The sequence below is a fragment of the Lysinibacillus sp. BS3 genome (assembly GCF_039614735.1).
Classification (GTDB): domain Bacteria; phylum Bacillota; class Bacilli; order Bacillales_A; family Planococcaceae; genus Lysinibacillus; species Lysinibacillus capsici.
The window spans coordinates 1,911,404-1,935,386 of the sequence record NZ_CP154860.1 but is presented as its reverse complement, the minus strand read 5'-3'; the positions used below and the strand labels follow the sequence as shown (position 1 = coordinate 1,935,386).

Annotated in this window: 20 protein-coding genes; 14 read left to right on the top strand and 6 right to left on the bottom strand. The window is 31.7% G+C overall.

Annotated elements, in window-relative coordinates:
* The first annotated feature begins 4 nt into the window (after nucleotides 1-4).
* From AAJG31_RS09825 to AAJG31_RS09810, 4 genes are read left to right on the top strand one after another with little or no spacing between them, the layout of a single operon-like run.
* Nucleotides 5-541 carry a hypothetical protein gene (locus AAJG31_RS09825; RefSeq protein ID WP_279494009.1) on the top strand — a complete coding sequence of 179 codons (537 nt, stop codon included), beginning with the start codon at nucleotides 5-7 and terminating at the stop codon, nucleotides 539-541.
* A 29-nt stretch (nucleotides 542-570) separates the two neighbouring features.
* On the top strand, nucleotides 571-3,948 hold the full coding sequence (locus tag AAJG31_RS09820; RefSeq protein WP_345803576.1) for a hypothetical protein: 3,378 nt from the start codon (nucleotides 571-573) through the stop codon (nucleotides 3,946-3,948).
* Nucleotides 3,949-3,965: 17 nt separating this feature from the next.
* Nucleotides 3,966-5,582, top strand: a complete 1,617-nt coding sequence (locus AAJG31_RS09815; protein ID WP_279494011.1) for a tyrosine-type recombinase/integrase — start codon at nucleotides 3,966-3,968, stop codon at nucleotides 5,580-5,582.
* Nucleotides 5,575-6,243, top strand: a complete 669-nt coding sequence (locus AAJG31_RS09810) for a hypothetical protein (protein WP_279494012.1) — start codon at nucleotides 5,575-5,577, stop codon at nucleotides 6,241-6,243. Before AAJG31_RS09815 ends, AAJG31_RS09810 begins: the two co-directional genes overlap by 8 nt.
* Before the next feature lie 102 nt (nucleotides 6,244-6,345).
* Here AAJG31_RS09810 and AAJG31_RS09805 read toward each other — a convergent pair whose 3' ends face one another.
* Together AAJG31_RS09805 and AAJG31_RS09800 are read right to left on the bottom strand one after the other, a co-directional pair.
* On the bottom strand, nucleotides 6,346-7,380 hold the full coding sequence (locus AAJG31_RS09805) for a hypothetical protein (RefSeq protein ID WP_279494013.1): 1,035 nt from the start codon (nucleotides 7,378-7,380) through the stop codon (nucleotides 6,346-6,348).
* The gene (locus AAJG31_RS09800) at nucleotides 7,377-8,699 is read right to left on the bottom strand and encodes a hypothetical protein (RefSeq protein ID WP_279494014.1); all 1,323 of its coding nucleotides are present in this window, start codon (nucleotides 8,697-8,699) and stop codon (nucleotides 7,377-7,379) included. The genes AAJG31_RS09805 and AAJG31_RS09800 overlap by 4 nt, the downstream gene beginning before the upstream one ends.
* A 413-nt stretch (nucleotides 8,700-9,112) precedes the next feature.
* On the opposite strand from AAJG31_RS09800, the gene AAJG31_RS09795 reads away from it, so the two are divergent.
* Nucleotides 9,113-10,327 carry a hypothetical protein gene (locus tag AAJG31_RS09795; RefSeq protein WP_279494015.1) on the top strand — a complete coding sequence of 405 codons (1,215 nt, stop codon included), beginning with the start codon at nucleotides 9,113-9,115 and terminating at the stop codon, nucleotides 10,325-10,327.
* Between the two features lie 97 nt (nucleotides 10,328-10,424).
* Here AAJG31_RS09795 and AAJG31_RS09790 read toward each other — a convergent pair whose 3' ends face one another.
* Together AAJG31_RS09790 and AAJG31_RS09785 are read right to left on the bottom strand one after the other, a co-directional pair.
* On the bottom strand, nucleotides 10,425-10,817 hold the full coding sequence (locus AAJG31_RS09790) for a hypothetical protein (protein ID WP_279494016.1): 393 nt from the start codon (nucleotides 10,815-10,817) through the stop codon (nucleotides 10,425-10,427).
* A 29-nt stretch (nucleotides 10,818-10,846) separates the two neighbouring features.
* Nucleotides 10,847-11,827, bottom strand: coding sequence for a hypothetical protein (locus tag AAJG31_RS09785; protein ID WP_279494017.1), 981 nt, complete (start codon nucleotides 11,825-11,827; stop codon nucleotides 10,847-10,849).
* Between the two features lie 497 nt (nucleotides 11,828-12,324).
* Between AAJG31_RS09785 and AAJG31_RS09780 the strand changes: the two genes are divergently transcribed.
* Nucleotides 12,325-13,443 carry a toll/interleukin-1 receptor domain-containing protein gene (locus AAJG31_RS09780; protein WP_279494018.1) on the top strand — a complete coding sequence of 373 codons (1,119 nt, stop codon included), beginning with the start codon at nucleotides 12,325-12,327 and terminating at the stop codon, nucleotides 13,441-13,443.
* 414 nt (nucleotides 13,444-13,857) lie between these two features.
* Here AAJG31_RS09780 and AAJG31_RS09775 read toward each other — a convergent pair whose 3' ends face one another.
* The gene (locus AAJG31_RS09775) at nucleotides 13,858-14,214 is read right to left on the bottom strand and encodes a helix-turn-helix transcriptional regulator (protein WP_279494019.1); all 357 of its coding nucleotides are present in this window, start codon (nucleotides 14,212-14,214) and stop codon (nucleotides 13,858-13,860) included.
* Between the two features lie 183 nt (nucleotides 14,215-14,397).
* On the opposite strand from AAJG31_RS09775, the gene AAJG31_RS09770 reads away from it, so the two are divergent.
* Nucleotides 14,398-14,835 carry a hypothetical protein gene (locus AAJG31_RS09770; protein ID WP_279494020.1) on the top strand — a complete coding sequence of 146 codons (438 nt, stop codon included), beginning with the start codon at nucleotides 14,398-14,400 and terminating at the stop codon, nucleotides 14,833-14,835.
* 301 nt (nucleotides 14,836-15,136) lie between these two features.
* Entirely contained in the window at nucleotides 15,137-15,481 is a 345-nt protein-coding gene (locus AAJG31_RS09765) for a thermonuclease family protein (protein ID WP_279494021.1), read from the top strand.
* A gap of 556 nt (nucleotides 15,482-16,037) precedes the next feature.
* Here AAJG31_RS09765 and AAJG31_RS09760 read toward each other — a convergent pair.
* Complete coding sequence (locus tag AAJG31_RS09760) at nucleotides 16,038-16,913, bottom strand: glycine betaine ABC transporter substrate-binding protein (protein WP_279494022.1); 876 nt, start codon at nucleotides 16,911-16,913, stop codon at nucleotides 16,038-16,040.
* A 219-nt stretch (nucleotides 16,914-17,132) separates the two neighbouring features.
* Between AAJG31_RS09760 and AAJG31_RS09755 the strand changes: the two genes are divergently transcribed.
* From AAJG31_RS09755 to AAJG31_RS09730, 6 genes are all read left to right on the top strand, one after another.
* Nucleotides 17,133-17,705 carry a manganese efflux pump gene (locus AAJG31_RS09755; protein ID WP_048392011.1) on the top strand — a complete coding sequence of 191 codons (573 nt, stop codon included), beginning with the start codon at nucleotides 17,133-17,135 and terminating at the stop codon, nucleotides 17,703-17,705.
* A 311-nt stretch (nucleotides 17,706-18,016) separates the two neighbouring features.
* Nucleotides 18,017-18,544, top strand: a complete 528-nt coding sequence (locus tag AAJG31_RS09750) for a YceI family protein (RefSeq protein WP_004224534.1) — start codon at nucleotides 18,017-18,019, stop codon at nucleotides 18,542-18,544.
* A 186-nt stretch (nucleotides 18,545-18,730) separates the two neighbouring features.
* Entirely contained in the window at nucleotides 18,731-19,672 is a 942-nt protein-coding gene (locus AAJG31_RS09745) for an NAD-dependent epimerase/dehydratase family protein (RefSeq protein WP_048392010.1), read from the top strand.
* Nucleotides 19,673-19,766: 94 nt separating this feature from the next.
* Nucleotides 19,767-21,044, top strand: a complete 1,278-nt coding sequence (locus tag AAJG31_RS09740) for an ATP-binding protein (protein ID WP_279494023.1) — start codon at nucleotides 19,767-19,769, stop codon at nucleotides 21,042-21,044.
* Nucleotides 21,041-21,616 carry an RloB family protein gene (locus AAJG31_RS09735; RefSeq protein ID WP_048392008.1) on the top strand — a complete coding sequence of 192 codons (576 nt, stop codon included), beginning with the start codon at nucleotides 21,041-21,043 and terminating at the stop codon, nucleotides 21,614-21,616. Before AAJG31_RS09740 ends, AAJG31_RS09735 begins: the two co-directional genes overlap by 4 nt.
* 126 nt (nucleotides 21,617-21,742) lie before the next feature.
* Nucleotides 21,743-23,824 (top strand): catalase, encoded by a 2,082-nt coding sequence (locus AAJG31_RS09730; RefSeq protein ID WP_279494024.1) that lies wholly within the window; start codon nucleotides 21,743-21,745, stop codon nucleotides 23,822-23,824.
* Nucleotides 23,825-23,983 lie beyond the last annotated feature (159 nt).

Below are 23,983 nucleotides of genomic sequence, written 5' to 3'. Positions count from 1 at the left end.
TTATATGGATAATAAAGAAGTGCGACTACTTAAAATGGCAGAAATAGCGAAAATGTTAGGGTTAGGGCATAGTACATTTACTAAAAAGATTTATAACGAAGATATTGAAAAAATTTATGTGAATAATAAAGTATTTATTCCGAGTACTGAATTGAGCAAAATAAAATCAATAGTAAAGTTTAATGAAGAGTTTTTAACTGGAGAGTATATTTCAACATCAGAGGCAAAAAATTATTTCCAATCTCACTTTATAGATATAAAAAGAACTGATATTTCAAACTGGATTAGAGTGGGGAAAGTGAAAACTATACTCCACATGGGATATAGATATATCAAAAAACAAGATTTATTAGAATTGGTTACTAAAATTGTAGATGAAAGGACTATACCAGACGGCTATTGCTCTGTAAATGAAGCTGCTGAATATAGTAATAATTCTGAAGCAACAATAAAAATTTGGGCAATGAATCAAGATATTCAATCTAAATTGATTATTCAGGAGGGTTATAAAAGGATATTTATAAAAAAGATGAGTTATTAAGGGTAAAAAAAGAAAAAAATGAAAAGATATTGAGTTGTTTAAATATTGATGTAGAAAAAAAATCTCTATTTTTGAATGTAGAGGATTTTGAAAATAAAAAGAAAGAAAAAGAGAAAATAGAAAATGATTTAGGATACATAAATTTAAAGGATATCGAAAGTAAATATTGTATTGATAAAAAGTTCATAAAAAGGCATAGTGTTAAATATTTCAAGAATACCAAAAAAATACTCGGTGATTGGTTTATTTCAATTGTAGATATTCAAGAATATTTTGAGCATTCATCAATTGAAGGATTTATAAGTATGGCAAAGGTATCCAATGAATATAAAATCAAAAGAGAAAGGATACATCAAATTGTAAAAGAATTTAATATACCAATGAAAAAAGGGCACAGAGGTAAAATTTATTTAGATGAAAACTCAATTCGATCAAAATTAGGTGAAGAAGTAATTAAGAACTTAAATCTAAAAAAGGAGAAAGAAAAAGAAAAGGCAAAAATTCAAAAAGAGAGGGAAGAACGAATAAAATTAAAAAAGGAGAAGGAAGAACAAGCAAAAGTAAAAAAACAACTACCAAGTGGATATGTAAGAATGGGGGATTTAAGCAGTTTATTAGAGATAAGTAATTATGCGATTAAAGCTTTAGTGAGAAAAGGAATAATACACGAAACAAAGATAAGAGGGATGAATTGCTATAATATCGGAGAATTGAAAAACTATTATGAATATATTGAAGAACAAAAAAGACAAAAAGAAGAGAGGGAATCTAGAGAGAAAGTAAATTTAATAATACCGAAGAATTTTATAACAAAACAAGAATTAAAAAAAATAATAGGAAAAAGTAATAGTACTATATCGAGGTTAGTGAAAAAAGGGGTCTTAAGACGAGAAAAAATAGGTAAACATAATTATTATGATAAAAATTTTTTATCAGATTACTATGATTATAAAATATCCATAGAAAAAAAGGCAAATATCAAGAAAGTTTCAATACAAAAATCTAATCCTTTAGGGGGGATTTTGACTAATGAAATAGCAAAGACATTAAGTCGTAGAATTAAAGAAACTATATTTATAGATGAAATCAAAAGATTAGTTACTATAGGTTTTTATCATATTGATGAAATTGTAGAGAAATTAATGGTTGATAAAAAAGAAGTCGTTAGGGCTTGTAAACAAGGGATTATAGATTGTAATTATATTAAAAAAGAAATTTTTCTACATAATAGTCAAATTAAGTTATTACAGAATCATTTTGATTTACTTAAAGAAATAGAAGAAAATAGATATATTTCTCTCGGTTTAGCAGCTCAGATGTTAAAAAAGCAGAATAAAACAATAAGTAAAATGTGTTCAGAGGGTATCTTAAGTTATGCTGAAGTATATGGGAAACTGTATTTAAAAAAGGATACAATTTTGAATTATCTTCAAGAAAAAGAAGATGAAAAACTCCAGAAACAACAAGCACAAAAACAGAGATACGAAGAAAAAAGAAAAAAAATAGAGGTACAAAAGCAGAAAGACGAAGAAAAAAGAAAAAAAATAGAAGGTTTTATAAAAATAAGTGAAGCAGCAAAAATCTTAGATGTGTGCATTGAAACAGTATCAAAATATATAAAAAAAGGTATAGTTGAAAAATCTAATAAAGTGGGTAGAAATATATATATATGTATGGAGGAAATAAATACATTAAAAAAAGAACGAGAGTTGAATCGAGTAAAATCACGCACTAAAGAAGAATTGATTGCTGAATATGCTTCTTTCATTAATGGGGTTTCAGTAAGAACTGTACACAAAAAGACTTTTGATTTATATAAAAAATTTGGATTGGCAAAATTGAATGCTACAGAAGGTCGGATTAGTAATATAAGAAGGACTTTGAGCTATGTAATAAGGCTATATGAAGATATCTTAACTAAATTAAAAGGAGAAATTTTTTCTGTTAGTGAAGAAAGCATTGAACTAGTTTTAAAGAATCAAAAATATTCCAATCCGCTAAGAGAATTGTTTTTGAAGTTCATTAAATATGCATTTTCAAATAGTAATATGGAGTTACCAAGAGAATATATGCTTTCTAGAAAAGTGAAATTAACGAATAAAGATATTAATGATGAAAGGTACAGCCCTGAAACGTATCAAGTGTATTATTTACATACGAAGAATACTCAACATATTTCGGCAGCTATCACATCCAGGGAATACAGTAATATGTGGGTTTTTGTAACGATGCTTTTAACTAATGCGTGGAGACCAAGCGATATAATTTATGAAATGCCAAGAATCGATTTAGAGGTAGTGGGAATAGCTGACTTCGTATGGTTCCAATCTAATGTACTCACTCTCGAAAATTGTAACCTCATAATTCAACAATTGTATTTAAAATTAAATAATGCAGAAGCTAGTAAAACTTCGACAGTATTAAATTTTTTGGTGGTTCCTACGATGATTGAGGCTCTTGCAAACGCCTGTGTTATTTCAGAATTACATGCAAGGAAAGCTGAAAATTCAGGAAAATATGAGGAAAAATTATTAGGTAGCTTTATTAATCAAAATACATTAGAAACCAATACTTCTGGTAATAGGAAACATAAGAAGTTTTTTGGTAAGAATATTCAATTAAAGGACTTTAAAAGTAGAAAGCTGCAAAATAGTACAATAACCTATTTATTTTTAGGGATTAGTGAAAATCAAGAATCTGCAGAGTTATCTTTAGAAATGCCTGCATGGATGAGAAGCCACAAAAGTATCGAGACTACTGCCACGTATATTAAGCTAACAAATAAAGATGGTACTTTAGATAGAGTAGCTATTAATTTATATGATCGAGGACATTTTGGATGGTTGTATAATTATATGGTTCAATTTGCATATAAAAATTTGAATTATACTCAAACTATTGAGCAAAGAACAGATACTATTATTGATTTAAAAAAAGAATTTATGCCCTTAGAATTAGAAGATTGGTCAAAAGAACTATTGAATCAAACGGAAAAGCAGAGAAATGTAATTTATAAATTAAATCAACTTGATGAAGACTATTTGAAGCAATTGATACTAAAGGTTTTTAAGGGTGAAATGCCAGCAAGGGATACTACAGGACAGTGTTTAAATTTCCCAAGCTGTGAATATCCAAATCGAAAACTTTGTGTGGGTTGTGAGTTCCATATTCCCCAATTATATCAGTTTTTATTTGAAATAAAGATAGAATTTTTTAGATTAATTGATGCTATAGAAAAGAATACATCTTCACTACTAATTAAAAGGGATACTAAATTATTGATGAATTTATTAGTTGTTTTAAACGAGGCAGTTAATACATTTGGAATAGAAATAATTAATTCGTTTATAAGTATTGAAGAAAGAAAAGAAAATTTGCATAAAATAATCGGAAAGTTAATTTATTGAGGGAGGTGTAATTAATTATGGAAGTACAAAAAGATATTAATTTTAGAGGTGTAAGTAAAGTATATGTTAAAGAAAAGGTGATTTTTAATAAATCAGAACTAGGAGAATATATAAAGATATTTGATGAACTTAAAGAGAAGGGCTATATTATAGCTGAATCTTATGAGTCTAATAGATGGATTTTACCCTGTAAAGCATCAAATGAGTATCATAATTTGAACTTTGAAGTGGATATTTTTCCTGATTTTAAAGAGGCTTTAAAATGTTTTTGCCTAATAATATTAAGGAAAGGGAAATCTAGAGCTCATGTAGTGCTTAGTGCTATTAAATTGAATGCAACAATTATAGTTTCTAAGGGTTTTAAAGATGCTGAATCATTCGAAATGCTCCTTCAAAAAGATAGTCAAAAATATATTTTAGCAAGAACGGTAATAGCTTTTTTAAAATATATAAATATACCAAATTCGGAAAAAATCGAATTAATTTGTGATGAAGTTTGTGAATGTGAAAGAGGAAACAAAGAGTTGCCACCTATAAAGGAAGTATTATTATTTGATGAAGTATTAAATGATTATTTTGTATTGAATGAAAATACTTTCGATTTAATATATTGGCCGATTAGATTATGGTGGGAAATCACTACGATTTTACCTATGAGACCATCAGAATTTTTGAGATTAAAGACTAATTGCGTGGAAAGGGATTCAAACGGTATCTATTGGTTAACTGTTATTAGATCCAAAAAAGTGAAGGAATCTGTTTATGATGTTGATCCCGTACAAAAAATTCAAGTTAATGAACATATTTATAAGTTAATCCAAAAGTTTGTGAATGAATTATTGCAAGCTGAAATATTTACAGAGTATCTATTTTCACAAGAATATTATGATTTACGATCGAATTATGGAAAAACAAGAAAAACCGTAGTAAACAGGTTACATTTGGATCAATTTAGATCGATTTTAAAAAAATTTCAAAAAGAAGTAGTCGAGGAAAAATATAAAATAGATATGACAAAAACAATAGTGCCATCCCATACTCGGCATTTCGCAATTATTAATTTGTTTTTACAAGGATTCAATCTTGTATCAATAGCAGAACTTGCAGGGCATAATGACTTGAATTCTCCTGCAAATTATTATAATCATGCAAAAAATTATGTAGAGTCTTACACTTATTTATTAAATAAGGTTAATCTAACCAATAATATAAATAAAAATTTTAGTGATGGCTTTATTGGCGGTAGGCGTGAAAAAATTGATAGAGGTAAGATTTATTCTACCAGTGAGGCTGAGAGTTTATTTCTGAAAGTAGATTATGGATATTGTAAGGATACAATTGATTTTCCGAAAAACTGTGGGGAAGATTGTAGAATATGTCCATTTTTTATCTTTAAGCCAACAATAAATGATACTACAGAAGCTTTATATTGGTTAGAGGAGTATTCTGGAAAATGTTCGGCGGATATTGGCAAAGTTGTTGAATCAATGATCAATTCTAGTAAAGCTTTACATGCTCATTATAAGCCCGATTTAAATGAAGTTTTAAAATTAAAATCAAGATATTTGCAGCAGCTTATGGATCACAAATTGAAAGTCGAACAAATATTGATGGAGGAACAATTGTATGACTGATGTTATTAAAGGGAAAAGGGGTCCTAAAGAGAAGCTAACGGATATTCAAATGAGAGAGCTGGCTTTGAAAGTAAAAAGGAAATATAAAAATAAGGCTTTATCTTATTTACTGTTAGAAAAGGAAACAGCGATTAGCAGAAATACTTGGAAACGAAGATTGGAGAGTTTTATACAAGAATTAAATACTCCAATTGTTCGTGAAATCAATAATGTAGATGGCGATGAAATTTATTTTCCGAATATTGAAAGTATTTTCGAATTGTATGGAGATAACACTGATAAAATTATTAACGAACTTCAGGATTTCGAAATATTATTTCAACTTTTATTTAAAGAAAGAAATGAATTGAAGACTAAATTTAAAACGATCCAGAAGGTCGCAGAAAGAGCTAAAGAACAAGAAGAGTTTATTGCTAAGCTGAAGTTAGAAAAAGAGCACTACAGGCAATTATATGAGCAAATTACAGTAGCCAGTGTAGATTCAACTTTAAGAAATCAAATGGGGCTGAAAAATAACTTAATCGATTTTAATGAATCAGTTAATCAAAATTTAGGTTTAAATAATTTACATGATTATTTCCCTGCACCACAGCAAACGAAGGAAGAAAAAAAATCGATAAATATGGAGAAACTTAAAGATAAATTTGAAAATTTATTTTGATTTAATTCAGAAGGAGATTTTGAAAGAGCGAACGGTTAGAGTTATATGACAGATTCACAACCCATACAGCCTTGATGAAATTTCTGTAAGGGTTGTGAAATTTTAATTTTGTTTTTGTAAGGTATTATGATTAACCTTCTCGATTTCTAAATATTTATGGAAAGCGTTATTAATCATATATCGCTCATTATTAGTACGTTCAGTATATTTGAGAGCAAGTTTATTTATGATTGCCTTATTTCTACGTTCACTATAGAATTCAAATTCATTTTCTCTTATTTCTTTTCCTAAAAAAGTTAATTCACATAGTATTTCAATTATATTATTACAAGTGTCAGAGTTCGTTTCACCCAAACATTTTTCGATTTCTAATCTTGATAATATTGATTTTTCTCCAGCGAAGTCATATAGTAAGCTTTCAAAATTCTCTATTCTTCCTCCGTTTTCAGGAAGTAAAGATTGTAAAGCATATTGGGAATAAAGGTACTCAGCTTCTAAAAAATCAGCTTCTTCTACTATGGTATGTCCTCTATTAATAGATTCTTGTATTGCTGCTTTAAATAAAAAAACAATATCACGAGGTCTAGGTAAAATTAATTTTTCAACGTATTCCTTAAGGCTAACGCCATTTATTGTTTTGCAAAAGTATTGATTCCATAGTTCTTCTGGACTTGCGATAGATTGACTGCTATACTCGATTCTATTTTCTATGACTCTGAATAATTGAGATGTGTCATTCCAAGACATATGTTTAAATGGAATTTTATCTTGTTCAGGTGCAAAAGAAAGGATTCTGCTAAATATATCGCTACGCAAGAAAACGATAAGAGCCAAATTAACACTATTGTGTTTATAATTCTGTTTTTTAAAGTCATCTGAAATTTTATGAGTAACATTCAAGAGTCCAAATAATAATAAACTTAATTGCTCTAAATCTTCATTATCACTCCAGGTCTTGTCTAGGTTATCAATAAGAACTATTACCTTTTCTTTTTTATTAAGAATTTTACCTAGATGGAATCGTAAGTTACTAATTACAGTTTCATGTAAGATTTCACTAATTTTTATTCTTTTATCTTCTAACGAATACCCTTCCTTTTTTTCAATGATATTTTCTAAGATATTTTCTAATCTCAATGTAAAATCAGCATTAATGAATTTATAATTTTTTCGTAAAATTCAACAAACTCTTTTTCGTCTTCGCTGAAATCGTAATGCTGAGGTTGGTTTATTAAAGAATCATAATATTGTTTTGAAATTTCTGTGTAAATTAAGTATTTCCATATACTCTCGATTAAATGCCCTTTTTCAGAATTTGATAAAACCTGTTTCATAATGTGCAATATTCCTTCAAATTCATGACCAAATGGTTGAATTACAACAACAAAATTTCTTTTATCATGATTAAAAGTATCAGTTAATTTAATTAAATTTGCAGTTTTTCCTGTTCCTTTTCTTCCCACAAATAATATTTGTCTAGAGGTTAGAGCTTCTTTATATTCAGATGTTTCAATAAAATAATCAATTAAATCTATTTGTTCATTTTCAGCAATATGATCGCCTAAAATTAAATTTGATAAAGCACTTAAAGCTTTTTTATCTTTTACATACCCAGTATATTTTTCGTTATTAATTTTAAATTCTTCTTGAAGTGGAGCAATCCATTCTCTTACAATTTCTTCGCAATGAGCAATATTTTTAGGCGTTTGGATTAATGCTTTATAATCCATTGGAGCATCTTCAGCATCATCATAAGAAAGTAAAAGAGACTTAACATTAAATCCGTAAGCTAGTCCTGCAATGAAAGCTTTTTTTGCATCTATACTATTGAACTCATCATTATTTCTCGCATTAAAATGAATAACTATTCCATAGGAATTAGGGAGAAATTCTAAAAACCAGTTTAATAATTGATTACCTTCATAAGGATCTTCAACTTTTAATGGAATACCGCTTTTATCTAATATACTTGTAACTTTCTCGGTTGGAGCTTCATTTCTATCACATTTTAAATAAACTAGATTTTTATCAATAGATGTTTGATAAGAATGTATATTGTTTTCAGATTCATGAGGAAGTTCAGAAAAAAAGTTATCTCTTAAATGATAACCGTCTTTATAAATGGTGTACCCTATACTACTAATAGGGAGCTTACCGTATAAACTTTTACCATTTCCGATATTTTGATTTAATACGATCCAAATTTTCTTTTTCTTAGCTATTGCGTAACCTAGTTCAAATAGCACGTTATAATTTAATAAGGATAAATCACAAATAAATACATCGTTTGCATCAATTGTTGCAAAGATTTTTTCAGGGATGAAATTACCGTTAATACCTAATGACTCCCATGAAGTAATTTCTAAAATTTGGGATTTGTTGATTTCATTGATGGCATAATTAATTTGAGACATTAATTCTTTATCTTGACTACTATATGCGAAAAAAGCTCCCAAATAAGACACCTCCTATTTTAATACAAATTATATACTTAATTTGTATTAAAATCACTTCAATTTATCTATGTGTTTATTAGTAATTTATTAATATGAAGTTAACTGCACTGTAAATAGAGGTTTCTTTATGAGTACTAAAATATATTATTTTTGAAAGTAGTATAAATAGTTAATGTGTCATCGTTTATACTTGCCAAGTACATTATTCATCTTAAATAGTTTTTATTGTTGAAGATCCTTTCCGATGTTAGCTCTCATATTAGAGCAGAAACAATAAGAATCTATACAACCGCTAATAGGTATATTATGTTTGTATTATGGTTATTTATGGTTATATATTCCTATTATCTAACTAATGACGTACAATATATGTACAGTATAATTTGTTACAATTATTTTAAAAGGAGGAAATTATGTATTTAAAGTATGAAACCTATGCTGATTTTGTTGAAGGAAATCAAGCCTATAAATATCATGAGTGCGAAACTTGTAATGGTATTAGAGAATTAAGTATTGAAGATTTAGACATTACGATTGAGAATAGAAAAATGCACTTCAAGGATTTTTTAGTACTAACTTGTCTAAAATGCGGAGAAAATTGCGTACCTCAACATTCTAAACAAATGGTCGATGGCTGTTATAAAATCATGATTAGGGATGGTCATTTGGAAGGTATTCAAAAATATACTGGGTACAAGAAAAAATTTATGTATTGTTCACAACAAAACTTCAATTATGATCATAGAGATTATTATAATATTCCAGGATTATGCTTTGATGAAGAAAATTCAGAAGAGGGATTTCTTACGCCTGTATATTTCACCAAAAATGTATTAATTTACTTTATGCATCACCCAGAATATAAAATGAATTTATTTTCTGAATCATATGGAGTAATAAGTTATAAAGATGAATGGAATGTTCCGTTTGGTATAAATAGGAATGGTAAAGTGATTTTTTGGTTAGGTGATCTGAACTTAATGGATATAACAAGTTTAGAAATAATGAAACCTCATAATGTTGATTCAGATCATAAACTTATCGATTCTGAATTTTATGCAGCACAGCTGTGTTGTATTTGGAGTGAACCTAATAAAGAGTTAAAAGCATGTTATAAAAAGCAAGAATTATTTGATTTAATATTGAAAAAATATGGTATTAATTTATTTCATTTAGAAGATGAAATAGAACAACAGATGAGAGACTTTGATAAACCTGTAATTTTCACAAAAAAATCAATTGAAGCAGCAATTAATATGTTACATAAAGTACTAATTGAGGGCGTAAATATAAAGTCTTTTAGAGAATTATATGTACAATTGTATGAACATCCAGAAAAAGGGTATAAAGAGTGGAAATCTATAAAATTTTATCATAAGTTGCTAGAAAAAATAATATCCGATCAAGACAAAGTGAAAGAAATTATTGCACCACTATATTTGATAAATGATTTGAGGCAATATTACGACCATTTATTACCGAAGGATAAAAAAGAATATATTGAAGCTAATGTAAAAACATCATTAGGTATAGATTCTTTTGAAAATATTGATTTAGTTTATGATGGATTGATAAATAAATTGAACATATTATTTCAATACTTAGTTATCGAATATTCGAGAGATTGATATTTTACTGATTTATGTTGCTAATCTTCTGATTAAATAAAGAAAAGGTCATCTGAAAATTCAGACGACCTTTTCTTATATATTGAAAATGCTTTCGCTATGCTACATTTAAGGTATCGTAGAAAATTAATGATTCCAGTATAACCAGCAAACGATTATCTCTTAACGGAACTCTTGGTGATCGTTTAGATAAGGCAAAACGCTTTTTAGTCATAAATTTTGTAGCTAAATGATCAATTCTTAAAGGTGAATTTAAAACCGTAAAGCCATCTAGCTTCCATACATCATAATCTCGATCATCAGCATAAAGTTTTTGTGCAATACGTATTTCTAGTTGTCCAGTAGCAAAAACGTAAGTTTGCTCGCCAATTTGTTTGGTTAATAAGACATTCATTCCTGGTTTCCCTGTTTTTTGACTAAATCCTACTGCTTGATTAGCTAGACTAACCTGAACATTTTCGTCATTTGTTTCATGTGAACATAAAATCATACTTATCTCCCCTTAATATGATTGATTTTTTACATAATCGATACTAACTTTAATAAATCAGTTACATTTTCAACTTCGAAAAAGCTAATGTCCTTCTCATTAAAAATATCTTGTACAAACTTCACTAATTTCGTAGGAGAAATAAGATGCAATAAAGTATCATATTCATCCAATTCGTCATCAAAATCCGTGATAAGAGCTACCACCATATCGAAATCATTATCAATTGAAGTTAAAAAGAATGACATAGCAATATCAGTTTCATAATCTCCATCTTGATATACTGCGTTTAACGTCACTACATCACCTTTAATGAATACGAAGTTAGGAAGTAATTCATCCAGTTCGTCTAAATTAATATACGTCCCTACTAATTCCTTTGTTTGTAATAAAATAGTTTCATGTAAATATTCATTTGATACAAGAGCTACATTTACATTTTGAGGACAGCCTTCATTTACTTCAATGTCTTTCGATTCATTTGATACAAGAGTTACATTTACATTCTCGTTTGTAGTAATCATATTAAACGCCTCCGATTCTTCATGTTTTTTTATTAGCGTTTTTAATTCAGTTATAGCCAAATTAAAATTAGTGTATGAAATTTTTAAATCAACATTTAAAATTTCTTTTGCTTTTTGCAACAATTGTTCATTATCTGCGTATCGTTCAAGGAAACTTACCCAAATTACCAAGTGCTCCAAATGAACCTTTGAATACCTAATAATATTAGTATTAATTTTAAGCACACGACTAATTGCTTGCTCCAATGCACTCGCTCTATCTGGAAGATCTTTGTAATTATTAGAGGTTTTTACAATCTGTGATGAAAAATTTCTGTAATTTGTTGGTTCTACTTCATTATTTGTTCCTAATTCATCATCCGCTGAAATGATAATCAATTTTGCTAATGTTAGATTTGATATGGATTTAAATTTGCTAGTTGATTTAACAAAAACACTTGTTTTCATACCTTGAAAATTAGTTAAAGCCCTTTGTCTTAAATTCATTAAATTTGCCCTCCTTGGTAAGTTGAGAGATTATTTTTGACTCCCTTTAACGTAATTATATATGTAAAATTATGTTATTTAACCTTTAGTTTTTTTGAATCTATTATTAAAAAAAGTAAAGGGACACTAAAAAAACAAGATATCATTTGATACCTTGATTTACTAGAAATACAACGATAACCCTAAAACAATTGTCACTCCCATTTTTGCACTTTAAATCTCCTCAACTATTAAACTAAGTAGGGGGGCGTTATGAACATCACAAACTGGTTTAATTCTCTTTAATAGTATAAAATATGAAAATATAGGGTTATATTTGTAGAATTTTGCTTAGCATATGCTTTGTGCGAAATTTTGGCGATACTGATGACATCAAAGATGACGCCTTGGTGAGGGTAGTCGAAGCTCCTGATGTTGTATTTGCTTATGAAGCAGTGGCGTTAGCCGTTAAAAAAACTTTTTATATAGAGAAATTTTTGTGGTAGGGGGCAGTTTTTGTGACGCAAGAGGTTGAAAAAAATCCAGTAGTTTTTATTAGTTATACGCATGATTCTGATGAGCATTTAGATAGAGTTCTAGAATTTTCCAATAAACTTCGTGCTGAAGGTATAGACGCTGTTTTAGACCAATATGAGGAATCACCTCCTGAAGGCTGGCCTCGTTGGATGGATAGACAAATTCGTAGAGCTGATTATGTCATTATGATTTGTACGCCTTTGTATTTTAAAAGAGTTATGGGAGAAGAAAAACAAGGTGTTGGATTGGGGGGAATTTGGGAATCAGGATTGATTTACCAGCATTTATACAATGAGGGTGGAATTAATAATAAGTTTATTCCGGTTTTATTTGAAGATGTTTCTTCATATATGGATATTCCTACTCCATTACAAGGTTCTACTCACTATATTGCTAATAATGAAAGAAGTTTTGATAGATTATATTGGCGATTACGTGGCGTATCTAATGCGGCAGTTAAACCAGATTTAGGAAAACTACGTCCTGTAGAAGAAAAAGAACGAAAAACTATGTTCGTTACTTCTTTGATTGATATTGAGGTTTGGAATCAAGCTAGTTGGAAAGGCTGTGCTTATTTATATTCTCCGAATGGAGAATTACCACCAGCCATTGGTTTGTTATTTGAAAACAAAAAGGCTGCTGAAGTTATTTTGAAGCAGTGGAAGAGTGCATTATTCAAGAATCATTCTTCCAATGATTTTTATGAGGAATTAAGGATTTCTATAATCAATACTGACTTTGAGGGAGAAAAAGCAGGTTATTTTATAACAGTCGGAACTAACCCTGATGGATTATTAAAGCGTTATAAAGATTTAGGTGTAGAGGTTGATTATGATACATCACTGTTTATGATGGTTAGTCGAATTCAATATATGAACCGTATTCAAGGCTCTGTACATCAGCAGATATTTTTTGACCACTATAGTAAGCATGGTAAATATTTTGTTGAACTTGGTTATTTGGAAAATGGACAAATAAATCTTTTAAAAGATTTTAGGTTGGAGAAAACAGTTATTGAACAAAGACATATTTCTGAAATAAAAGAAGATGATTTAGATGTTTCAGTATTGGGTAGATATCAAGAAATGTTAAACGATTAAAATTTTTATATCGTTAACTTTGTTCCATAAATGGTTTAAGATAGTTAGTTTTTTAAAAGAAAGGCAAAGTTATTTACCTTTGAAAAATAGGCTAGTTTGGAAATGGTTTTCATCTGCATTCACTACCATTTATTTGTATACAAAAGTATTTAAAGGTTATAGAGTATGCAAAATAAAACTGTATAACGTTCTCAAATAAAAGTTTGAAAATGCATGAAAAAAGCACGAATGTCGTCACATGAGCGTTTCGTGCTTTTTCTTATGAACAATATTTATGCAGTATTTTATACAGCGTGTTTAAAACGTTGAGACGATTGAATTTATGAAACGTATTCCTCATTTTGTATAGAATTTTGTATATTCTTAGTGTTATAAATCATCATTTTTCTGAAGAGATTCCCTTTTTGATAAAAGTCACTTTTCATTCCCCTTAAATCGACCAAAAATCTCATTAGATACATTCAATAACATACGAATATCATCTACATCTTTATCTTCAAGTGTATTTATTAAAAGGTTTAGAATCTCATTTCTATTGCTCGGTGAATCATCGTGTGCTCTTGTTTCAGGTATGAGCACACTTGCTGCATCAACCTGTAGAGCGTCTAATATTTTCGTTAATGTTTGTAACGTAATATTTCTTTCGCCACGTTCAACGTCTGATAAGTAGGGGGCTTGAAAATCACACATCTCTGCTAATTCATCGATTGTTAGTTTTTGAGCCTTTCTTATTGCCCTAATGTTCATACCCACTCTTTTTGTTAAATTCATTTGAATCACCTCAATTAAAGCCTAATTGAGCTAGGGGAAACATAAAATACCACTTAAATATAAAAAAAATAACTTATAAGTTATTTTTGGTTGCTTTATATTATCTTTTAGTATTAAGATGTGAATACCTAATTTAAATGTGCGAATAGCATGAGGTGACCATGTAAGGAGAGAAATTAAAAGATGGTTAATACAGATAATTTTAATAAGAAGTTTTCAGAGCTTTGTTCTGTAATGAGCAATGATGTATATAAGTATTACTTTTACGGATCAGATGAAGAAATGGATATTGTAATTGATTTTTTAAATCATGGGGAAATTGAATATGACATTAAGAGTGGGGAAGTTTCAATTCGCCTAGTGAAGCATTACCAAAAATATGATAGTGATCGATATGATTGGGATGAAAAATTAGACAACTTAAGAAAAGGTGCAATAATAGAAGTTCTAACATACAGTGAATCTTCGAAAATGACCTCGATAATAAAAGATCGGCTAGTAGTAATTGAATGTAACGGTGAAGAAATAGATACCAAAGTCACTTTATACATCAAGTTCGAAAAATTCTTCAGTGATCTATTAATGTTCTTTTGTAAAACAGGGATGTTGAAGTTAGGTTAAATGAGGCTATTAAAAATATAAATTACTTTGAAAGTTCACTTGCATTAACTTAATGCATATGGGCTTTTTTTAATAAATTTAGATGCTAGAATCAAAGATGTACATATTAAATAATTAATATGTACATCGATTTTTTATGTACATAGTGAATTATTTGATGATATATTTGGAAATAAAGGGTTTTGATAAAAATTTTAATTTTGTACACTTTTAATTATGTTGATATGATGGCGATACGATTCAGGCGACAATTAATGGTGAGAAACGAAAAATTCGTCTATTAATGGTGGATACTCCTGAAATGAATTACAATAAAGGTGGCGCTCAGCCATATGCGGAAGAAGCAAAAGAGTATACGATCAATTTATTGGAAAAGGCTAAGAAAATTGAAGCGGTCTATGATGTTGGACCAGAAACAGACAATTATGATCGCCTTCTAGCCTACGTGTTTGTAGATAATGTCTTATTGCAGGAATCTTTATTAAACGAAGGGCTTGCAGTTGTACGTTATATTCATAAACCAAACAATACATTTGAAGATGCATTTAGATCTATTCAACAAAAAGCTCAGGATGCAAAATTAAATATTTGGTCACATGAGGATTACTTCCAAAAAGATGGTTTTCACCCTGAAGTAGTTCAATAATCTATAAATCCATTACTATACGCTTTTAAGTTTAATTTTAGCTAGGAAGCTGCTTCCAGTATCTTACTGGTAGCAGCTTCCTATTTTAAATTCCCTTTGCAAAAGCTTTTGGCATGAGAGGGTGATTCCCTTTTCTAGGGTCGTCTCTCTGTATATAATGCACTCATGATATTGGTCGTAAAAATCTACTGTAGAGGTTCAGCACACGGTAGCGGAAAGCGATCGCACAAAGGAAAGCAAGATGCCAGCAACGTTTTGTTTTCCTAACAGAGGAAGACGGCTACTGATAAATGAAAAAATCATTTTTATTAATGTTGACAATCAATATGATAATGATTATCATTATCATATAAAGAATATTCCTTGTTCTACAATACAGTGTAGAGAGGATGAACTTTAGCTACTTTTCTCCAGAAGTTTGCTAGTTCATGATTACGCTCCTGAAACCCCCCTCATTTTTGGGAACGTTAAAAATTGTAGACGGCTCATTCTATTATAGAATGAGCCGTCTACAGTCTGAATCTATTTACTAATGAGTAGTAAATGGGTTCTCTTTTTATGCTTGTACATCTTTCGTCCATTCGGCTACTTTATCTTGATTATTGGCAATCCATTTTTTCGCAGCATCTGTGGCACTCATGCCTTCCATTATATCAAACATTACACTTTCTATATCTTCAGCACTCCAGTTGAAACGGTCAAGGACGCTATAGGCTTCAGGGGCATCCTCTTTTAAACCATTCCGCGCAAAAGTGCCAATATATTCTTCGTCTCCATATAAACCTTTGGGGTCATCTAAGTACTTTAAATCATAGGCATTAAAGATCCAGTGTGGTGACCAGCCTGTGATGATGATTTCTTCATTATTAGAGATAGCTTGACTGAGGGCTGCGGTCATTGCACCAGCAGACGAGGTCAATACATTCCAACCTTCCAGATTCTTATATTCCTTATAGGCATTTTCTGTCGTAGCCATCATATTAGCTCCTGGTTCAATGCCTGTAATGGTTTGATTAGCTTGGTTTGTTAAATCTTCAATAGAATCGACATCCATATAACTTGGTACAACCAAACCAATCTTAGCACCAGTTAGGTTTTCTCCTAAGTTCTCTATCTTATTGTTGTATTTTTCTACTTGTGGGGCATGTGTTTGTGGCAACCAAGCAGATACCATACCATCGACCTCTCCGTTTGCAAGTGCTTCCCACATGATCCCATTGTCTAAAGGTGTCAGTGTTACCTTATATCCTAAATCTTCTAGTACTTGTCCTACTACATGTGTAGATGCAACTTCAGTATCCCATTCAACATATGCTAAATTAATTTCACCTTTATCAGTATTCTTTGTGTCCTCATTTTCTAAACCACATGCAGTTAACACAATAAGGCATATAAATGCTATTCCTATTTTCAATAACTTGATGAGTTTCATATTACATCTCCTTTCTATTATTTCTTACATAAAAATAAAAATATTAACAAGTAACAACTTAATTTTATAAACAAGTTGTTACTTTTGTCAAATTGATGGTTTAGTCACACCGTGCTAAAAAGATGAAACATAATCAACTAACTTATTTGAGCCCATTAATTTTTTTATTGTTGTCATACGATAGGTGAAAATGGAGACGGAGATTTGAGGAGGCTTAGTATGCATTGGATTACAATTATTCTAATAGGAATCGCTGCGAATTTAGATAACTTGGGGATTGGTCTAGCCTATGGAGTTAAACAAGTTAAAATTCCAATTTTATCAAATGCTGTGATTGCTGTTATGTCGATGATTGTCACATATGTCGCAGTAACAGCTGGTAGCACAGTTGTTGAGTATATTTCACCGCATACTGCCAATTTACTAGGGAGTTTACTACTGTGTGTGATTGGTATATGGACTTTGATGTCCAATAATTTTTCTAATCAGCGGATAGCAGGAAATCCCGAATTATTTGATGAAGATAAAAATCTAGTAATCTCAACAAGAGAAGCAATGGCACTTGGCTTTGTCTTGTCAGCAAACTGTTTAGCAGGGGGGATTGCAATAGGCGCAAATGGCATCTCAGCCCTTTGGACAGTCATTTCCATCGGCGTATTTTCCTTTATCACAGTTGGAGTAGGAAGTAGATGTGGCTCTTTACTAGCAAAAACGTTTATTGGCAAGCATTCTACAGCAATCTCAGGATGGCTACTTATCATGATTGGTATTTTTGAGGTTTTTGCAAAATAATATATTGCTGCGGCTAAATATCACCAAATATTGGTGATATTCTTTTTATTACATAGAGAGGGATGTACCGATGACTCGACTTTTTTTATGTTTTAAAAATTTATTTTTAATTACTTGACGTAACTAAATTATTAATATATAGTAGGTTACAGAAAGTAATTAAAAACTTTTCATAAGCTAAGATGTAAACACATAAGTAACTACAAATGTTTATCCTATCCAATTTTGGGTAACATAAAAGATGTAGTTGCTTCATATTTTAAAATATATCTCGAAATCGAGATAAAATCAACCAATTGGAGGAATTTATAATGGCAAAATGGAACATTGATTTAGGACACTCAGCAATTAACTTTCAAGTAAAACACATGATGGTATCAAAAGTTAAGGGTGTATTTGACAGTTACTCAGCTGATATTGAGGCAGCAGATCTTGCAGATTTAACAACTGCTAACATTAGTTTTACAATCGATCCAGCAAGTATTAATACACGTAGCGAAGATCGCGATAATCATTTAAAAGCAGCAGATTTCTTTGATGCCGAAAAATATCCAACGATTACGTTTAAATCTACAAATATTGCTAAAAAAGCAGGCGATGAATATGCAGTAACTGGTGATTTAACAATCAAAGACGTTACAAAATCAGTAACATTTGATACAGAATTTAATGGAAAAGGCACAAATCCATGGGGTCAAGAAGTATACGGCTTTGAAGCTGAAACAACAATTAATCGTGAAGACTTTGGTCTAACTTGGAATGCGGCATTAGAAACTGGTGGGGTCCTTGTTGGGAAAGATATTAAAGTAACGGTTGAATTAGAAATTAATCCAGCTTAAAAATAGATAGCTAGGGCATGTTTGAAGTAATCTTCAAACATGCTTTTTATATAGCTCAAAATAGATACTTGTGAATGAAGAAATCTAGTAAAAAGAATTTGAGAAAAATTTCCAGTAAATAAGTTTCTTGCATATTTTTAGTAATTACTGCATATAAATCATCATATTGTTTTTGGGGGCGATAGGATGAATGTATTAGTGACAGGTGGCTATGGTTTTATTGGCAGTGCAGTAGGTAGGCGCTTTTTTGAAGAAGGTGCAACGGTTTATATTATTGATAATTTAAGTACGGGGCATTTACGGAATGTTGACTTCGAGCATAAATCCTATCTTTTAAATGTTGAGGATGAGGTTTGCGAGCATCTCTTTAAGGAAATAAACTTTGATGTGGTCGTCCATTGTGCAGCGCAAACGAGCGTGCAGCAATCTATCCAGGAGCCAGTAAAGGATATTTTGACAAATATAGTTGGGCTTAGCCAAATGCTTTTTTTATCATCCAAGTATAAGGTACAGCACTTTGTCTTTGCCTCCTCAGCAGCTGTTTACGGGGATAGTCACTATCCTCCATTAGAGGAATCAGATGTCTGTGAACCAATATCTATGTACGGATTAAACAAGAGCATTGGCGAAACCTACTGTGAGAAATGGCAAAAAGATTATCGTTTGCCCGTTCTTATCTATAGATTTGCCAATGTTTTCGGGCCAAGACAGCAAATGCAAGGTGAAGCAGCTGTGATTCCAAGTATGTTAAAAAGCAGTATGGCAGGTAAACCATTTACAATTTATGGTGATGGTGAACAAACACGTGATTTTATTTATGTAGACGATATTGCTGATGCTATTTACGCAGGTGTATCTGCACGTTTACAAGGCACGTATAATGTATCCACTAATGAGGCTTGGTCAATTCACCAGGTCATCTTACTGCTCCAACACTTAAACCATCCACTTGAAATTCAATATGCCCCAGCACGAGAAGGAGATATTGAGCATTCATTTTTAAATAATGATAAATTAGCCAATGCAATTGGTTGGAAGCCTAAAATATCTTTTGCAGAAGGCATTGAACGTACATTGCATGCGCTACAAAATGAATCATTAGCAGAAATTCAACAAAAAAGTGGATAAAGTAAAAAGACATATTACATTGAGTAATATGTCTTTTTCTATGTCTATAGTATAATAATTCATTAAAGAAATGGTTGTGGACGGAGGTTTACATATGCTTGTAGATTTTAGAGTAAAGAATTGTTTAAGTTATAAAGATGATACGTTGTTTTCAATGGTAGCTGGAAGTCGCCTACGAAAATGGAAGGATACCCATACAATTCAGTTTGATACACTTCGTCTTGTAAAAAGCGCATTTATTTTTGGTCCAAATGGAAGCGGAAAATCTAATCTGTTTACGGCTATTAAAGTATTACGTTCCTTGCTTTTTAATTTTGAAAACTTAAATAATGTAAAGCAGTTACGTCTACCCTATCAACCGTTTAAGTTAGGAAGTCAGCAAGACAAACCAACAGAGTTTATGATATCGCTTTTTTTGGACGGAGCTTTATATGATTATGAAATACAGTATAATGCTTCTCAAGTTCTTTATGAACGTCTTGTGAAAACGAACAAGTCACTGAAGGAAGAACTATTTGTCAGACAATGGGATGGTACAGAATATTCTTATGAGACATTTCAAACAGCTTCACAGGAATTGACAAGATATACTCGTAATAATACAGCCTTTCTATCCGTATTACATGTTTTTAATGATCCAGACGCTTTAAAGATATTCGATTGGTTTTTACATAAAATTCTTTTCCTAGATGAAGCAAATCGGTTATCAAGTCATCCTCTTATTCGTAAACTTGAAGAGGAGCCCTTTAAAAAGGAAGTGATCAAACTGCTAAAAATTGCAGACCTCTCCATTCAAGATGTCACGGCTAGACGTGTGGAACGCAGAGAGAAAAATACAATTGGCTATGAGTTTGATTCGCCTGAGGTGATTCAAGAAGTAGATATTGATCTACATTATTTATCATTTGATGAAGCAGGTGCACCGATAGGGACAAAAACAATTAATTGGACAATGGATTCTAAGGGCACAGTGCGAATGCTACATTTAGCCTGTGTGATGGTGGATGCTTATAATAAAGGAAAAACCATTTTTATAGACGAATTCGACACAGCCTTCCATGTATCGATTTGTGAGTTTTTAATGGCTATTATGAATAGCAAACGCAATAGCAGTAATCAATTTGTCGTGACAAGTCATGAAATAGAATTACTTGATCAGCCACTACGCGCCGATCAAATTTGGTTTGTTAATAAAAGCTTTAAAAATGAATCGGAACTATACTCCTTATTTGATTTTGCAGATTTACAAAGGAAACGTGGAGATCTTTCTTATGCGAAACGCTATATGAAAGGGGAATTTGGTGCAACGCCTGTCATTAATGAGTATTTATCTGAACAATACTTAGAAGAAGCGGAGGTATCTGAGCAGTGAGAGTACGTCAACAAGGGAGCCGAACACTGCGTAAAACTATTTTAATTTATTGTGAAGGTGAAACAGAACGCATCTATTTTGAACAAATGCGTATTTTAAAGCGCTCTAAGATGGTTAGCGTCAAGATAAAAAACGTTAAACGTTCAGCGATTAAGCTTGCCCAACATGCTTATCGAGATTCCAGCTACCAATACTTTGATGAAGTTTGGATTGTTTTTGATAAGGATGATCTAACCGAAAAGCAACTAGAGGAAGTAAATCAATTTTGTGAGGAAAAAAATATTCATATTGCCTATACAAATGAAGCATTTGAATTGTGGTTACTCTTGCATTTTGAGGAAGTTGATAGTACAGAAAAGTACCCTCGTGCTGTCCTTAATGACAAAATGGAACAGCACCTTGGTGTGAGTCGTTATTTCCGACATAAGGCTGATGAATCCCTCATAGCCCCCATTGCATTACGACATGAGTTAGCGATTAAAAATTGCACAGATATGATGGCACTTCGAGAGACAGAGAGCCGTGACAACCCATACTGTAACATACATGAAATGATACGATACATATTTTAAGATTGAGCAGGTTTTCTATTAACAAATAGAAGCCTGTTTTTTATCTTTACATAATGCTTTGTCGGAATGAAGGTATGTTTCTTTTTCCGAAACATATAGTGTATATGGAGCGAAATTAGTACATGTATGAAAGGGGATTGTGTGGATAACTCAAAGTCGAATCAATCCAAAAATGGAGAAGGAAACCCAAAGGATCATCAATTAGAGCCGTTTCGTGTCGAGAATGAGGGTACGAAAATGACAACGAATCAGGGACTAAGGGTGTCCAATGATGAGGATTCGTTAAAGGCAGGTGTTCGTGGTCCGACAATTATGGAGGATTTTCATCTTAGAGAAAAAATTACCCATTTTGATCATGAACGTATTCCAGAGCGTGTTGTACATGCCAGAGGTTTTGCAGCACATGGCGAGTTTGAATTATATGAATCCATGTCGGAATATACGAAGGCAAAATTTTTGCAGGATCCGAAAAAGAAGACACCTGTGTTTGTCAGATTTTCGACAGTGGTAGGGAGCTTAGGTTCAATGGACACAGCTCGTGATGTACGTGGGTTTGCAACAAAATTTTATACGGATGAGGGGAATTATGATTTAGTTGGTAATAATATCCCTGTATTTTTTATTCAGGACGCCATTAAGTTTCCCGATTTAATTCATGCCGTAAAGCCCGAGCCTCATAATGAAATGCCACAAGCAGCCTCCGCACACGATACTTTTTGGGATTTTGTAGCCAGTAATCAGGAAATTGCACATATGATAATGTGGGTAATGTCTGACCGTGCCATTCCGCGAAGCTTTCGTATGATGGAAGGTTTCGGTGTGCATACATTCCGTTTCGTCAATGACAAGGGAAGATCAAGATTTGTGAAATTCCACTGGAAGCCTGTGTTAGGAGTGCATTCTCTTGTTTGGGATGAAGCACAAATAATTGCAGGGAAGGATCCAGATTTTCAACGGAGAGATTTATGGGAAGCCATCGAAATTGGAGATTATCCAGAGTTTGAGTTAGGCATACAGATACTAGAACCTGAAGATGAATTTAAATTTGATTTTGATATTTTAGATGCGACAAAGCTTTGGCCAGAGGAATTAGTACCTGTGAAGAAAATTGGAAAGATGACCTTAAATCGCAATGTGGATAATGTCTTTGCTGAAACAGAGCAAGTTGCCTTTCATCCAGGTAATGTTGTACCTGGCATAGATTTTACGAATGATCCTCTACTACAAGGTCGATTGTTTTCCTATTTAGATACACAATTGATTCGATTAGGTGGACCAAATTTTGCAGAAATCCCTATTAATCGCCCGATTTGCCCAGTGCATAACAATCAACGTAATGGCTTTAGTCGACAGACCATTAATTTAGGCAGGGTAAGCTATCATAAAAATTCATTAGCAAATAATACACCAGCTACCTCTACTGCAAGAGAAGGCGGATATGTTCATTATGAAGAAAAGGTTGAAGGAAGAATCACGAGAGCGCGTAGTAAATCCTTTAACGATCACTTTTCACAAGCAAGGCTATTTTGGAACAGCATGTCTCCACCTGAAAAACAACACATTATCGATGCCTTTAGCTTCGAAGTAGGAAAAGTGAAAAGTAAATCTGTTCGACAGCAAGTAGTGGATATGTTTGTTCATGTGGATAAAGAAATGGCTACCACAGTGGCAGACAACGTTGGTGTTAATCGACCTAATGGCGAGCAGTCTAAAGTAACGGCCTCTTCACCTGCACTGAGTCAAGCCAATACCGTTAAATTACCCTATACGTTGAAAGTAGGCGTCTTAATTGGTGATGGCTTTGATGCAAATGAAGTTGGGGAAGTATTGAAATATTTAACAAGACAAGGTGTGCGCTATAGCATAATCTCTGATCGACTAGGTGTGGTAATAGGGAATAATGGTGTGCAATTAACGGCTACTGACACATTTATTACAACCGATGCTGTATTATTTGACTCATTATATGTTGTTGGAGTAAAGGCAAGTAATCAGGCGAAATTCAATACTTATATCGTCAATTATATAAATGAAGCATATCGCCACTTTAAGCCTATAGGATTTGCTGCAACTGGCACAACCTTCTTCAATATGTCGAATGCCAATGTAGGGCCAGGAATCGTTTTAGCTACAGGTAATAAAGATTTTCCGAAAAAGTTTGTAGCTGCCATTGCCCAGCAACGATTTTGGCAACGAAATATTTATTAAAAAGATCAATGAGCGTCGAATACTCATGAAAGAGAAGCAAATACCCGCGGAGAGAAAGCCTTATACCTGCGAAAGAGAAACGAATGCTCATAAACGTATATAAATAAGTCAAAAGGCCTTTCATTGTAATGAAAGGCTTTTACTATGTCTGTCATTGCA

Coding starts and splice junctions, on each gene's coding strand:
- AAJG31_RS09825 (WP_279494009.1), top strand. CDS start 5: ATGGATAATAAAGAAGTGCGACTACTTAAAATGGCAGAAATAGCGAAA.
- AAJG31_RS09815 (WP_279494011.1), top strand. CDS start 3,966: ATGGAAGTACAAAAAGATATTAATTTTAGAGGTGTAAGTAAAGTATAT.
- AAJG31_RS09810 (WP_279494012.1), top strand. CDS start 5,575: ATGACTGATGTTATTAAAGGGAAAAGGGGTCCTAAAGAGAAGCTAACG.
- AAJG31_RS09795 (WP_279494015.1), top strand. CDS start 9,113: ATGTATTTAAAGTATGAAACCTATGCTGATTTTGTTGAAGGAAATCAA.
- AAJG31_RS09790 (WP_279494016.1), bottom strand. CDS start 10,817: ATGATTTTATGTTCACATGAAACAAATGACGAAAATGTTCAGGTTAGT.
- AAJG31_RS09785 (WP_279494017.1), bottom strand. CDS start 11,827: ATGAATTTAAGACAAAGGGCTTTAACTAATTTTCAAGGTATGAAAACA.
- AAJG31_RS09775 (WP_279494019.1), bottom strand. CDS start 14,214: ATGAATTTAACAAAAAGAGTGGGTATGAACATTAGGGCAATAAGAAAG.
- AAJG31_RS09770 (WP_279494020.1), top strand. CDS start 14,398: ATGGTTAATACAGATAATTTTAATAAGAAGTTTTCAGAGCTTTGTTCT.
- AAJG31_RS09765 (WP_279494021.1), top strand. CDS start 15,137: ATGAATTACAATAAAGGTGGCGCTCAGCCATATGCGGAAGAAGCAAAA.
- AAJG31_RS09760 (WP_279494022.1), bottom strand. CDS start 16,913: ATGAAACTCATCAAGTTATTGAAAATAGGAATAGCATTTATATGCCTT.
- AAJG31_RS09755 (WP_048392011.1), top strand. CDS start 17,133: ATGCATTGGATTACAATTATTCTAATAGGAATCGCTGCGAATTTAGAT.
- AAJG31_RS09750 (WP_004224534.1), top strand. CDS start 18,017: ATGGCAAAATGGAACATTGATTTAGGACACTCAGCAATTAACTTTCAA.
- AAJG31_RS09745 (WP_048392010.1), top strand. CDS start 18,731: ATGAATGTATTAGTGACAGGTGGCTATGGTTTTATTGGCAGTGCAGTA.
- AAJG31_RS09740 (WP_279494023.1), top strand. CDS start 19,767: ATGCTTGTAGATTTTAGAGTAAAGAATTGTTTAAGTTATAAAGATGAT.
- AAJG31_RS09730 (WP_279494024.1), top strand. CDS start 21,743: ATGAAAGGGGATTGTGTGGATAACTCAAAGTCGAATCAATCCAAAAAT.